At 56.9% G+C, this 13,649-nt stretch carries 13 protein-coding genes; 7 read left to right on the top strand and 6 right to left on the bottom strand.

All coding sequences use genetic code 11. The features are described from left to right. Positions 1-11: 11 nt before the first annotated feature. On the top strand, positions 12-305 hold the full coding sequence (locus ACNY69_RS10115) for a hypothetical protein (protein WP_111139043.1): 294 nt from the start codon (positions 12-14) through the stop codon (positions 303-305). 53 nt (positions 306-358) lie between these two features. On the opposite strand, the gene ACNY69_RS10110 is transcribed toward ACNY69_RS10115, so the two are convergent. Next, entirely contained in the window at positions 359-1,615 is a 1,257-nt protein-coding gene (locus ACNY69_RS10110; RefSeq protein ID WP_418798191.1) for a mechanosensitive ion channel family protein, read from the bottom strand. Between the two features lie 201 nt (positions 1,616-1,816). Between ACNY69_RS10110 and ACNY69_RS10105 the strand changes: the two genes are divergently transcribed. Beyond that, positions 1,817-3,475 (top strand): methyl-accepting chemotaxis protein, encoded by a 1,659-nt coding sequence (locus ACNY69_RS10105; protein WP_418798189.1) that lies wholly within the window; start codon positions 1,817-1,819, stop codon positions 3,473-3,475. 69 nt (positions 3,476-3,544) lie between these two features. Here the strand turns inward: ACNY69_RS10105 and katE are convergent, their stop codons facing one another. Continuing rightward, positions 3,545-5,809, bottom strand: coding sequence for a catalase HPII (katE, locus tag ACNY69_RS10100; RefSeq protein WP_293769885.1), 2,265 nt, complete (start codon positions 5,807-5,809; stop codon positions 3,545-3,547). A 389-nt stretch (positions 5,810-6,198) separates the two neighbouring features. On the opposite strand from katE, the gene zinT reads away from it, so the two are divergent. Both zinT and ACNY69_RS10090 read left to right on the top strand, forming a co-directional pair. Continuing rightward, on the top strand, positions 6,199-6,849 hold the full coding sequence (zinT, locus tag ACNY69_RS10095; RefSeq protein ID WP_418798185.1) for a metal-binding protein ZinT: 651 nt from the start codon (positions 6,199-6,201) through the stop codon (positions 6,847-6,849). 320 nt (positions 6,850-7,169) lie between these two features. Continuing rightward, positions 7,170-8,177 carry an apurinic/apyrimidinic endonuclease family protein gene (locus ACNY69_RS10090; protein ID WP_293769888.1) on the top strand — a complete coding sequence of 336 codons (1,008 nt, stop codon included), beginning with the start codon at positions 7,170-7,172 and terminating at the stop codon, positions 8,175-8,177. Here the strand turns inward: ACNY69_RS10090 and ACNY69_RS10085 are convergent. The 3 genes from ACNY69_RS10085 to ACNY69_RS10075 form a co-directional block, all read right to left on the bottom strand. After that, on the bottom strand, positions 8,170-9,033 hold the full coding sequence (locus tag ACNY69_RS10085) for a glucose 1-dehydrogenase (protein WP_111142011.1): 864 nt from the start codon (positions 9,031-9,033) through the stop codon (positions 8,170-8,172). The genes ACNY69_RS10090 and ACNY69_RS10085 overlap by 8 nt on opposite strands. 63 nt (positions 9,034-9,096) lie before the next feature. Then, positions 9,097-9,945: a manganese catalase family protein gene (locus ACNY69_RS10080; RefSeq protein ID WP_111142010.1), complete on the bottom strand. Its 849-nt coding sequence runs from the start codon at positions 9,943-9,945 to the stop codon at positions 9,097-9,099. 288 nt (positions 9,946-10,233) lie between these two features. After that, positions 10,234-10,491, bottom strand: a complete 258-nt coding sequence (locus ACNY69_RS10075; protein ID WP_111142009.1) for a biofilm development regulator YmgB/AriR family protein — start codon at positions 10,489-10,491, stop codon at positions 10,234-10,236. Positions 10,492-11,031: 540 nt separating this feature from the next. On the opposite strand from ACNY69_RS10075, the gene ACNY69_RS10070 reads away from it, so the two are divergent. Next, a complete protein-coding gene (locus tag ACNY69_RS10070; protein WP_293769894.1) occupies positions 11,032-11,256 on the top strand; it encodes a hypothetical protein in 225 nt (74 codons plus the stop codon). Between the two features lie 94 nt (positions 11,257-11,350). Here ACNY69_RS10070 and ACNY69_RS10065 read toward each other — a convergent pair whose 3' ends face one another. Then, a complete protein-coding gene (locus ACNY69_RS10065; RefSeq protein ID WP_111142007.1) occupies positions 11,351-11,602 on the bottom strand; it encodes a hypothetical protein in 252 nt (83 codons plus the stop codon). A gap of 339 nt (positions 11,603-11,941) precedes the next feature. On the opposite strand from ACNY69_RS10065, the gene umuD reads away from it, so the two are divergent. Further along, on the top strand, positions 11,942-12,361 hold the full coding sequence (gene umuD, locus ACNY69_RS10060) for a translesion error-prone DNA polymerase V autoproteolytic subunit (RefSeq protein WP_293769898.1): 420 nt from the start codon (positions 11,942-11,944) through the stop codon (positions 12,359-12,361). Positions 12,362-12,363: 2 nt separating this feature from the next. Next, positions 12,364-13,632 (top strand): translesion error-prone DNA polymerase V subunit UmuC, encoded by a 1,269-nt coding sequence (gene umuC / locus ACNY69_RS10055; RefSeq protein ID WP_111141159.1) that lies wholly within the window; start codon positions 12,364-12,366, stop codon positions 13,630-13,632. Positions 13,633-13,649 lie beyond the last annotated feature (17 nt).

Here is a 13,649-nt window from a genome sequence, read left to right as displayed (position 1 = left end):
AAGGAAATGACGTGAGGAAATGCGTTCTGTTCGCTGCGCTGCTGCTGCTCTCCGCCTGTTCTAACCGGGTCGGACACCGGCTGGACAGCGGTAATCTGCAGCATATTCATGCCGGTCAGACCAGCCGGGCGCAGCTGATCGCGCTGTTTGGTCAGCCAGACAGTGAAACGCCTTACACCGACGGGCAGCGGCTGCTGAAGTGGACCTACAGCGAGGCGCGCACCCTGAATACCACCGAGGGGCAGACGCTGACCGTCCAGATGAAAAATGACAGGGTACTGAATTATGCGCTGAGCAAAAGTTAACCGGCCCGGCTGTGGCGCTGCCCGGTGGCGTCTGATGCCACCGGCATCACCGGCTAGCATCCGCCGTTTTGCTGCGTCTCCCGGCTGTCGGCGCGCGGCTGCGCCAGTCGGGCAAAATCGGAGCCTGCCGGATGCTGATAGATCTGCAGCGAAAAGAAACGGGTCATCGCCGTGATGTACTCAAAAATCGCAGCCTGGGTATTCTCATAGTCGGCCCAGTAAATTGACGAGGTAAAGCAGTAGACCTCCACCGGCAACCCCTCCGGCGACGGCTTCAGCGGCCGTACCACGATATACATCTCTTTCTGAATATCATCACGCTGCGCCAGCCAGGCGGTCAGGAATTTACGGAACACCATCAGGTTAGTGATGTTGTTTTCGATAAACCAGCGGTCGCCGACGGCGCTGATATCGCGTCCATCCAGCAGCTCCGTTATCGCTTCACCGGCCAGACGGATCTGGCTCATCGCCTGCAGCATCTCCTGATTCACAAAGGTAATCGACTTCTGATCGAGCCAGAAGCTGCGCATGATGCGGCGTGCGCCTGAAGAGAACATCGCCTGCCAGTTGGTGTAGGTCTCGGTCAGGAAATTTTTGGTCGGAATGCGCGACAGGGTGTTGTCCCAGTTGCGGATGGTGATGGTGTGCAGCGCAATATCGATCACCTCGCCGCTGATGTTTCTGTCCGGCATCTCGATCCAGTCGCCCAGCTGCAGCACGTCGTTGGAGGAGAGCTGAATATTGGCCACCAGCGACAGCAGCGTATGCTGAAAGATCAGCATCAGCACGGCGGCCACCGCACCCAGCGAGGAGATAATAATCGCCGGTGACTTGTTGGACATGATCGCCAGAATCATGATCGCGGCAATGATGTGCACCAGGATTTTACCAATCTGGATATAGCCTTTGATCGAGTGATTTTTGCGTTTGGACTTGCGCGAATAGGAGTTGTTAACGATCTCCAGCACTTCATTAAAGAAGATCGAGAGATAGATAAAGAACAGGATGCCGCAGATGGTCTGAATGGCCACTTTCAGATTTTCAGGCAGGCCCGGCATAAACTGCAAAAAATTGTAGACCACAATCACCGGCACAAAGTTTGACAGTTTCTGAGAGAGGCGGATGTCTTTATCCAGCGGCACGCCCTTTTTATGACTGCTGAAAAAGACCTTCCTGATCACTTTGACGATGAAGAATTTGCAGATCAGGTGCGTGATCATGCCCGCCATCACCAGCAGCAGCAGGCTGAAGCTGATCGACAGCACCCGGTTTCCCTCGATAAAACTCGTCAGACTCTGAATGTAATGCATGATAACCACGTACGAAAAAGAGGAGGGGCGAATTCAACCACAGCGGGGGGGCGGTTGTTAAGCGCCGAATGCGCTCAGGTTCTGCCGCCGCGCTTTTTTCTGTCGCTGGCGATGCGTGCGGCATCGTCTGCACGCCGATGCTCAGATAAATGGCGCACTGGCCGATAACGATCTTATCTCCTCTGACATGAGCCTCCCGACATGCTAAAAAATCTTAAAATTACACACGGCATTCTGGCCGTACTGGCCATTTTTATTACGTTACTCACCCTGACCGGTTTTCTGTTTTATAACGGCGTCGCGAAGGCCGATAAAAACTTTGTGGCGGCCGAACAGCTGACGCTGCAGCAGCAGCATCTGAGCGATGCGGTTAAAACCCTGATCAAAACCCGCGTCACCATCAACCGCGTGGCGATCCGTTTCCTGAAAAATCAGCAGGACCCTAAATCGCTGGCGGCGATGGCGGCGCTGCTGGAGCAGGCACAACAGTCAGCGGAAAGGGCCAATGCGGATTTCAGCGCGTGGCAGGCGATGCCGCGCAGAGCCGGGCAGGGTGAGGCGCAGTCGGCGCAGGTTGAAACCGCCTATAAGCAGATGCGTGACACCATGCTGGCCTCTGTTACTTTCCTGAAGCAGGGCAACTATCCGGCCTACGGCAATCTGGAGGCGCAGGCGGCACAGGATCAGCTCGACAGCGCCTATGAAGCCTGGCGGGCGGTGAACATCCAGCTGATGAAAGATACCTCTCTGCATAACCAGCGCAGCCTGACGGATGCGCTCTGGGCGCTGCTGACTATCGGCCTCATCACCGCGGTGATCGGCGTGGCGGTCTGGATCGGACTGCAGAAACTGCTGATTGGCCCGCTGGCCAGGCTGACCGGCCATATGCGCGCCATCTCTGCGGGCGATCTCACTGCGACGATCCAGCCGGAAGGCCGTAACGAAATGGGGCTGCTGACGCAGGAGCTGCAGCAGATGCGTGACGCGCTGGTGGTGACCATCACTTCAGTCGATGAGGCGACCCGCTCTATCTTTACCGGCGCGGCGGAAATTTCAGCCGGCAGCACCGATCTCTCCTCCCGTACCGAGCAGCAGGCGGCCGCGCTGGAACAGACCGCCGCAAGCATGGAGCAGCTCACGTCTACGGTGAAACTCAACGCGGACAATGCGCAGCAGGCCACCACGGTATCCAAAGAGGCGTCAGCCACGGCGCAGCAGGGGGGCGAAACCGTTGCCCGGGTTATCGCAAACATGGATCAGATTAGCGAAAGTTCCAGCCAGATCGCCGGGATTACCGCCATTATCGACAGCATTGCCTTCCAGACCAATATTCTGGCGCTGAACGCCGCCGTGGAAGCCGCGCGCGCCGGTGAGCAGGGCCGGGGATTTGCGGTAGTGGCGGGGGAAGTCCGCTCGCTGGCCGGACGCAGCGCCAGTGCGGCGCAGGAGATCCGTGGGCTGATCGAGCGCTCCGCCGAGCGCATCAAAACCGGCGCCGGTCATGCTTCTCAGGCGGGCGTGGCGATGGAGAGCATCGTGAAGTCGGTCAGCCGGGTAACGCAGCTGATCGAAGAGATCGCGGCGTCCTCCACAGAGCAGACCCGCGGCATTGAGCAGGTCTGCATTGCGGTCTCGGAAATGGATGGGGTAACGCAGCAGAATGCCGCGCTGGTGGAAGAGTCCGCCACGGCCGCCGCCTCGCTGGAGGATCAGGCCAGTACGCTGCGCAAAACGGTCTCAGTCTTTAAAACCAGCAGCCTGCGGGCAGCGTTCTCCGCCGCGCCGGTGGCGAAGGCGCTGGTCGTGCCAGCCCGTCAGCCTGTCGCCGTGACGGACAATGATAACTGGCAGAGCTTCTGACAACGGCGGAGATCCCGCGATGGCATAAAAAAACCGCCCCGGAGGGCGGTTTTTCTTTGACGCAATCTGTCAGGCCGGAACCGACTGCGCCTTCTGGCTGCGTGACCAGACGCGGTGCGCCTTCATCGCCTGCGTAAACGCAGACATCAGCGCGCGCTCTGCCGAATCACCTTCCACGATCCCCTCTTCCTGATCGCCATCGTTGAGGCCGAACTGCGCTTTAAAGCGGCGTGCGTCGCCCACCAGGCCGATCACCTTGAGATGCTTGTAGGCTTCCAGCAGGAAGTAACGGGCATCGCCGCTTAACAGCAGGGCGTCGATATTGCCATCCGGCACGATCGCGGCATCAAAGGTCAGTGACGGCAGACCGGCGAAGGTTGCATCCACCGGCAGCACTGACCCATCATCGGCCCGCACCTGACCCATGTGCGGCGCCAGCAGCTTAGCGTGGACGCCTTCCGCCTTCAGCGCCTGCAGGATGGCCAGCACATCTGCGGCTTTCACGCCGTCGCTGAGCAGCAGCGCCACCTGGCGGCCTTTGATCTCTCCGCCCGGCACGGCGTAGAGACTCAGGCTCTCATCCTGAGTCAGGCCGTTCACCGCCGCAGGCGGCTGAATGTTGCGCTGCTCGTCGGTCAGCGCGATACCCAGGTTATCCGCCACGCCCTGCGCCAGTTTCAGGTCGATGCGCGCCAGATGGTCCACGACACGCTCGCGAATATAGGCTCGGCCCACTTTACTTAACTCAAACGAGTAGGCCCCGATGATGTGCTGCTGCTCGAACGCCGTCTGGCTGTTCCAGAACAGGCGCGGCTGGGCGTAGTATTCACCGAACGACGGGCTGCGCTCACGCACCTTATGGCCTTCCACACGCTCCTGATAGCTCTCGAAGCCGCCGCCTTTCGCCGCCGGTGGGGTTTCACGCGGCCAGTTATCGTTGATGGAGTTCGGCTCGTAGTTCGCCGGATTGGTATCGATATCCTGACGATGCATCCCCTGACGCTGGAAGTTGTGGTAAGGGCAGGTTGGACGGTTGATCGGGATCTCATGGAAGTTCGGCCCGCCCAGGCGGCTGATCTGCGTGTCGGTGTAAGAGAAGAGACGGCCCTGCAGCAGCGGATCGTTGGAGAAGTCCAGACCGGGCACGATATGGCCCGGATGGAACGCCACCTGCTCGGTTTCCGCAAAGAAGTTGTCCGGGTTGCGGTTAAGCACCATCCTGCCAACGATCTCTACCGGCACCAGCGCTTCCGGGATCAGCTTGGTAGCATCGAGAATATCGAAGTCATATTTGAACTCATCCTCTTCCGGGATCAGCTGCAGGCCCAGCTCATATTCCGGGAAATCACCGGCTTCGATCGCTTCCCAGAGGTCGCGACGGTGGAAATCGGGATCGCGACCGGTGAGTTTCTGCGACTCATCCCACAGCAGCGAGGCTTTACCGGCCACCGGCTTCCAGTGGAAGCGGACAAAGGTGGCTTTGCCTTCGGCGTTGATCAGACGGAAGGTGTGGATACCAAAGCCTTCCATGGTGCGGTAGCTGCGCGGGATGCCACGGTCAGACATCGCCCAGATCACGTTGTGCATGGTTTCCGGCTGCAGAGAGACGTAGTCCCAGAAGGTGTCATGGGCGCTCTGGCCCTGTGGGATCTCGTTGTGCGGTTCCGGCTTAACGGCATGCACGAAGTCAGGGAATTTATGCGCATCCTGAATAAAGAAGACCGGCGTGTTGTTGCCGACCAGATCGAAAACGCCCTCTTCGGTGTAGAACTTGGCGGCAAAACCGCGAATATCACGCACGGTATCCGCGGAACCGGCACCGCCCTGAACCGTGGAGAAACGGACAAACACGGGGGTAATCTGCTCCGGGTCGCTGAGGAACTGCGCTTTGGTCAGATCTTTCAGTGAGCGGTAAGGCTGGAAATAGCCATGGGCGGCCGATCCGCGGGCGTGGACGATACGCTCGGGAATACGCTCGTGGTCAAAGTGCGTGATTTTCTCGCGCAGAATAAAGTCTTCCAGCAGCGTCGGACCGCGCGACCCGGCGGTCAGGGAGTTCTGATCGTTGGCGATGCGCGTGCCCTGATTGGTGGTCAGGGCCTGATGGGTGCCGTTTTTACGGCTGGCTTCAAGCTGGTCGAGTTTGGCGTTGTGTGTCTGCGGAGCTTTCAGGCTGCCTGGTGCGGTAGGCTGTTTGCCGGGCGGTGTCGGTTCAGCGGGTGGCTGATGTGAACCATCTTTGGGTGCCAGCGATCCCAGACCCGGCTCTGAGGATTCGGGACCGGTGGTGGGCGCACGTTCGCTCAGGGGTTTCTTCTCTGTATCTTTCGACATTAATCCATGCTCCAGCGGTTATTTAACTTTCAACGACACTAAATATAGAACAACCTGAACAATCGTGAGGGTTAACCGGCCATTTAACCGCCGCACACGTTCCTTTTTTATCCGGACAGAAACCGCCGCTTATCTCTGCACCTCTCCTGTCGCTACGCTTATCGATGCCCGAACCGTCTGGCTTAGCGGCGGGTCAGGCCGCGCCCGCCATACGAATAATCCGGTCTGCTGACGTTCCGGCGTTGTCCGCCAGCAGGTCAGCGCAGAGGCCGGAAAGGGCTGAAAATGGTTAAACAAAATTAACGTCACAGCCGGAAACTTTTCGTTGAGTTTGGAAATGTTATATCATAACATTTTGCGCAATTGTAACGATGAGTGAGGATGGGGTTGTGGCAAATCTGACAGGTCAGTGGATTGGGGTCATCGGGGCGCTGTTAATCAGCCAGCAGGCGCTGGCGCACGGCACGCATACGCATGGAAAACCGCTCTCTGCGATGGAGCAGAAGGCGGCAGAAGGCGTTTTTGCTGACAGCGATGTGAAAGATCGTCCGCTCTCTGACTGGGACGGACTGTGGCAGTCGGTCTATCCGCTGCTGCAGAGCGGAGAGCTGGACCCGGTCTGGCAGAAGAAAGCGCAGCAGACGCTCGGTAAAACGGCAGAGGAGATTAAAGCCTATTACCGCAAAGGCTACGCCACTAACGTTACGACGATCGGCATCGAAAACGGTGTCATGGAGTTTCACGTCGGGGAGCAGGTCAGCGCCTGTCACTACCGCTACGCGGGCCATAAAATTCTGACCTATACGTCAGGCAAAAAAGGGGTGCGTTACCTGTTTGAGTGCCAGGATGCGGACAGCAAAGCGCCCAGATATGTGCAGTTCAGCGACCACACCATCGGCCCGCGCAAGTCTGCGCATTTCCATATCTTTATGGGCAACGTGTCGCAGCAGGCTCTGCTGACGGAGATGGAGAACTGGCCGACCTGGTACCCTTATCAGATGACCAATGCGCAGGTCGTGGAGGAGATGCTGCATCACTGAGCAGGGCAGCGGCCCGACCAATCCGTGCAACACGGCGGGTTAAGCGTGGCCGGGCGCGGCTTTCTCACGATCCTGATCGGGTACGCTTTGCGGCCCGGTCAGCCGTCAGAAAGGTTTCCACACACTTTCCAGACCGGAGGGTCCGGCCCGACGCGATTGCCGCACACTGGGGCGGGCAGCCGCTTCGCCCGCGCCGCGCCGGCACGTCTCACCCTGTATAAGTACGCCTCCTGCGGCTATTCCGCTCAACGCCGTGGCTCACGACTGGCTGGTCGCCAGCGGCCTGTTACACTTCTGATAAGCATAAATCAGGAGCAGACATGAAATTAGGCTTTGCATGTAAGTATCTTAACCCCGAGGGGAAACAGTTTTTTCCGTTTCGCGCGACCACCCGTAAACGCTTTCTGAGTTTATCGCACGACGAACGCTACCAGCTGCTGTATGAGATCGCCGTAACCAATCTCAATCATCTCTTCCTGACGCTGGAGCAGCTGGCGACGTTGCCGCCGTCACTCAGGATGATGCGTATCGGCAGCGACCTGCTGCCCCTCTACACGGTGCCCGAAGCCGCACCGCTGTTTGCTGAATTTCTGCCGGCGCTCTATTCGCAGTTTGCCCGCTGTGGCGAGCTGGCGCGGGCGCACCAGATCCGGCTCTCATTCCATCCGGGGCAGTATACCGTGCTGGCCTCCGACAACCCTGATGTGGTGACGCGGGCGCTGGAGGATGTGGAGTATCACACTCTCTGCGCCTGCCTGATGGGCTACGGTAAAACCTTCCAGGATTTTAAAATTAACATCCATATGAATGGCAAGGCGGGCTTCGACGGCTTTAAGCAGTCGTTTAACCGGCTCAGCCCGGAAGCGCGGCTGATGCTGACGGTGGAAAACGATGAAATCTCCTGCTCGCTGGATGATGTGCTGCAGGCGGCCCCGCTCTGTCCGGTAGTGCTGGATATCCATCACCACTGGGTAAAAGAGAGCGAATTTATCCAGCCCGATGATGCGCGTGTGGCGAGCGTCATCGACTCCTGGCGCGGCGTCCGGCCGGTGCTGCACTATTCGATTTCGCAGGAGGGGATTATTCCGGCGCAGGGCTGGCCCGATCAGCAGCAGCTGGGGGTGAGCAAAAGCAAACTGCGAGCGCACTCCGACTATTTCTTTAATCCGACGCTGAATGCGTGGGCGCTGTCGTTCCGGGATTTCGACATCATGTGTGAAGTGAAAATGAAGAATCTGGCGCGGGAGCCGCTCTACCAGTGGGGAATAGCGCAGCAGCTGGTGGCCGATCCGCAGGCGGAATCGGCCGGGGAACAGCCGGTTAAATAATGGCAACGCCGCCCGTCACGGCGATGGTGGCCCCTGAAATGTAGCTGGCCTCATCGCTGGCCAGCATCACATAGGTGGGTGCCAGTTCCGCAGGCTGACCGGCACGCTGCAGCGGCACTTCGCTGCCGAAATTTTTCACCTGTTCAACCGGCATGGTTGACGGGATCAGCGGCGTCCAGATCGGGCCAGGCGCGACCGCATTGGCCCGGATACCTTTTTCAGCCAGCAGGGCCGCCAGGCCGCCGGAGAAGTTTACAATCGCGGCTTTGGTGGCGGAGTAGGCGAGCAGCTTTGGTTTCGGCTGGTCGGCATTGATTGAGGCGGTATTAATGATCGAGCCGCCTGCTGGCATATGCCGCGTGGCCGCTTTACTGAGGTAGAACATCGCATAGAGGTTGGTCTTCATCGTCCGATCGAACTCATCATCGCTGATTGCATCCAGCGATTCGCGCGTCATCTGATAGGCCGCGTTGTTCACCAGAATATGGATTTCGCCAAACGCCTCGACGGCCTGGTCAACCAGCGCGTTGCAGTGTGACGCCTCGGTAATGTCGCCAGGCACCAGCAGCGCCTTCCGGCCCGCCGCCTCCACCAGCCGGGCAGTATCCTGCGCATCCTCATGCTCATCAAGATAAGAGATCAGCACATCGGCACCCTCGCGGGCAAACGCAATGGCGACCGCCCGGCCGATGCCGGAGTCGCCGCCGGTAATAATCGCTTTTTTACCCGCCAGCCGGCCTGAACCCTGATAGCTCTCTTCACCGTGGTCGGGCTGAGGCTGCATCGCGGCCGTGCTGCCAGGCCAGCTCTGCTGCTGCTCTGCGAAAGGGGGCTGTGGACGCTGAGTAGATGACATGACGTTTCCTCCATAAAAGACAGGGTAATCCGGTCCGGGCATCAGGCCCGGACCGGAGAGCGATCAGGGTTTCGGCGGGGTGATGCCGTCAATCTGCTCGGACTGAGCGCCGGAGCCGGGACGGGCATTACCCAGCAGCGGCTCGTCGCCCAGAATATCGGGCTGCTGTTTCGCGCTGAAGTGACCCCGGCCATCGTAAGCCGGGCCGCTGCTCCAGCGGCCTTCCGGCAGCGGCTTATCCAGCGAGGTGTTCAGGCAATAATAGGCGTGCTCCTGCGCCTCATGCTCCTGCGGGAAGCTGTTCGGGATCGGCAGCGAGGCGTTCAGGCCACCCATCTCTTCGATGACGGCCAGCCACTGCTGCTGGTGCAGGGTGTCACGGGCGATCAGGAAGGAGAGGAAATCCTTCATGCCCTTATCTTCGGTCATATTGTAGAGCCGGGTCGCCAGCACGCGGCCCGTCGCTTCTGCGGTAACGTTCGCCAGCATGTCGGCGGCCACGTTGCCGGAGGCGTAGATATGGCTCATATCAAACGGCATGCCGTTGGCGTTCACCGGCATCGCCGCCAGTCCCGAGGAGAGGATATGGCGCGGATTCATGCCGCCCAGAATGGCGTTGACCACCGGATCTTTCGCCGACGCTTCCTGATAAGAGAGCGGGGCGCCTTCAAGGTTGAGTGCCACGGCGTAGCCCAGCATTTCGATATGGCTCAGCTCTTCCGTCGCGGTCGAGATCAGCAGATCGCGGATCCGGACATCGCCGCGAGCGCCCATCGCCTGGAAAAAATATTGCATCGCTACACGAATCTCACCCTCGACGCCACCGATGGCCTGCTGGAGCAGCATGGCAAACTCAGGGTCGGGCTTTTCCACACGAACCGGAAATTGAAGTTTTGATGAATGATGAAACATGATTATTTTCCTCGTCTGTGTTTGCAGTGAATGCAGAAAAAGCCTGGACACAGATAACGGATAAATAAAGCGGAACGAGAGCAATTAACCGGGATTAATGGTGAAATAATCGGCAAAATAGCCTTTAAGCGGAGCGATATAAGGTTATACGTGCGGTGTCAGATTGGTGCCGGGAAGGGGGCAGGCGCTGCAAAGGGCGGAAATAAAAAAGCCCCAAAAAATGGGGCCGATTCCGGTCGGGAAATGCATCCATGCTAATTCGCGTTCCCTCATAACAGACACAGGTTATCAGCTGTTGCTGGTCACCGACGCGCGCTGAAGAACGTGTTCAAGCGCCTGACGGTAAATATCCTGCTTCATCACATCACGTTCGCTCTCCAGGTGGTGAATCAGGCCCAGCACGATATCTTTATCGGAGACGTGGGCTTTTGCGCGAGCGAGTTCGGCATGGACGGCAGTAATCACCTGCTGTTCGGTGCTCAGCGCGGTACCAGAGTTCATGAAGTAATCTGAAATCTGAGACTCTGTATTCATCGTTGTTTGCATGGTCAGGCCTCATAAAAAATTGGGGGAGACAGGTTGATTGCGATCCGCTAAACGGCGTTGCAAAAAAAATTGCATCTGAAGGTGGAAATCCACAACACCTTCAGATGCGGTGCAATGCACCTTTCGTTACAAGTGATTTAACATCACGACGTAAAGTTATACAAGAAAGGCAAAGTTGTACAATAAAATTTGGAAAAATTTTTTCTGGTCGGTGGTGTATTCAGAATGCAACTTTAAAAGCGTACGTGAGAAACCCTGGTTTAGTTATTAAAATACAATTACTTAAAATTAATTTTCGTCAGAGTGACAATGTTGCGTTAACGATAGTGAAGTTTTTTAATCGTTATAACGGGATGCTGAACACTCTTGCTGACGGCGGATTGCAGCAAAACCTGTACAGGTTTCAGGGCGGAAAATGTGCAGGATCGCGTCCGGCTGTCGCATTCCTGTCCATCCGGTACGCGGCGCAGCATAATTCGCTTCACACCTCCGGTTCAGACCGCTAAGGTTGACCCCCTTATCCATTGCAAGGAAACGATCATGGTCCACGACTATTTTGCACTCCCTCCGGCAGGTATCACCCAGGAACAACATAAACGCGCGATCGCTGTTGCGGCTGCGCTCTCTGTAGCAAAAGAGTCCGTCAGCGCCTCAACGTCTGCAACCGGCTCGAAGACCTCCTGGGATCTGCAGGCTGTGGCGAATGAAATAGCGAATCTGGCTGATGCGATTCAGGATGCGCTGGAGAGTGACAGCGGAGTGTAAATCCGGGAGGTGCGCCTGACGTATTTACGCTGGGCCGGAGCAGCGTTCAGCCGCGCCGGTAACATCCGGCAGGCGGGCGCTGCCGGAAGGGCATTTATTCCATGCCGGGAGGCTCATACTTAATATACTGCCGCAGGGCATCATGGATGGCCTGATTATTCCCTTCCTCCAGCCCGCGCTCAGCATATTCCTTTGCCAGTGCCGCCAGCACATCGTCAAATTTCCCTTTGTAGTTGAGATTATTCAGCGCTATTTGCTGGCCCAGTATCGCTTTTAATACCGTGGTCTCCACCGTTAACTGCGCTACCGTCTCTTCCAGCTTTCTGATGCGATCGTCGTCTGCCATAACTCCTCCATGCCTGAAAAAAGGCAGAATAACCCTCTCACCCTCTATATTCAAACGTCTGTCTGAACCGGAAAGCAGATGTCAGATTTTCCTTAAGTCAGAATAATTCACGGCGTAATTTATAAGAGGCGTTACTGTGAGCAAGGCAGAGCAATATGTTGCCGCTGCGCTGAAAGTAACCCGATTTTGTTTACTATCCCGGCACTGAAAAAACAGCGATTAAAAAAAAGTGTCGGGTCATCAGGTGTTTTACTTAAAAAAGGGCCAGAGCACTTGATTAAAGGGGGAAATAGCTATTACTGTATTTATATACAGTAACATGGAAAAAGGAGTAACATTGTGGAATTCATTAAACCTGCGGACATGCTCGCTATCCTGCCGCTGCCGCTCTATATCGAACGTGTCCCGTGCGGCTTTCCCTCACCGGCGCAGGATTATGTTGAACAGCGCATCGACCTGAATGCGCTGATGGTCCAGCATCCCAGCGCCACCTATTTTGTCCGCGTCAGCGGCGAGTCGATGATTGAGGCGGGCATCAACGATGGCGATATGCTGGTGGTCGACAGTTCCCTTACCGCCGCCCATGGCGATATCGTGGTCGCCGCCGTCGACGGCGAATTTACCGTTAAGCGTCTTCAGCTTCATCCCTGCCTGCAACTGATGCCGATGAATACTAAATTCAAACCGATCGCTATTCAGACCGAAGATGTGCTGGAAGTGTTTGGTGTTGTTACCTTTGTGATTAAAGCGACGCACTGACCATGTTCGCGCTGGTCGATGTGAACTGCTTCTATGCATCATGCGAAACCGTTTTCCGGCCCGATCTGAAAGGCAAACCGGTGGTGGTGCTGTCGAACAATGACGGCTGTGTGATTGCGCGCAGCGCCGAGGCAAAGAAAGCTGGCATTAAAATGGGTGCACCCTATTTTAAAATGCGCGAAGAGCTGACGCGTCACGCGGTACAGGTCTTCAGCTCAAATTACGCGCTCTATGCCGACATGAGCCATCGGGTGATGACCATCCTCGAAGAGATGGCCCCCTCGGTAGAAATCTACTCGATCGACGAGGCGTTTATGGATCTCACCGGCGTGCAGAACTGCATAGCGCTGGAGACCTTTGGCCGACAGGTCAAAGAACGGATCCGCAAAGAGACCCATCTGACCGTCGGCGTCGGCATTGCACAGACCAAAACGCTGGCAAAACTGGCGAATTTTGCGGCCAAAAAGTGGAGTAAAACCGGCGGCATTGTCGATTTATCGGACCCCGAACGACAGAAAAAGCTGCTGGCACTGGTCGATGTGGCTGACGTCTGGGGCGTGGGGCACCGAATCGGCAAACGACTCAACGCCATGGGCGTCATGACGGCGAAAGATCTGGCCGATCAAAGCACCGAATCCATTCGCAAACAGTTCAGCGTGGTGATGGAGCGCACCGTCAGAGAACTGCGTGGCGAATCCTGCCTGGAACTGGAATCAGTGACACCGGATAAGCAGCAAATCATGTGTTCACGTTCGTTTGGCAGCCGCATCTCCGATTATGACCAGATGCGCGAAGCCGTCTGTGCCTATGCGGAGCGCGCGGCAGAGAAACTGCGTCGCGAGAACCAGTATTGTCGTCAGATAGGGGTATTTCTGCGCACCAGCCCGCACGCGACTGACGAACCCTTTTATGGCAATCAGTCTATAGAGAAGCTGCTGATCCCGACGCAGGACACCCGCGACATCATCAACGTTGCACTAGCGTGTCTGGATAACATCTGGATTAAGGGATATCGCTATATCAAGGCGGGCATTGTGCTGGGGGATTTTTTCAGTCAGGGCGTGGCCCAGCTTGATCTGTTTGATGAGCATCAGCCACGCCGCAACAGCCAGGAGCTGATGCAGCTGATGGATAAAATTAACAAAACTGGCAGCGGAAAACTCTGGTTTGCCGGGCAGGGGATCAATAAGGCCTGGGCAATGAAGCGTGAGATGCTGTCACCTGCTTACACTACACGGATAGCGGATTTGCCGGTAGTTGCGGTTAAGTAGGCCGGATCATTTTCCCG

It is taken from the genome of Pantoea graminicola, from assembly GCF_048452665.1.
Taxonomy (GTDB): Bacteria; Pseudomonadota; Gammaproteobacteria; order Enterobacterales; family Enterobacteriaceae; genus Pantoea.
The sequence above is the reverse complement of the archived record's forward strand: the minus strand, read 5'-3'. Positions and strand labels throughout refer to the sequence as shown.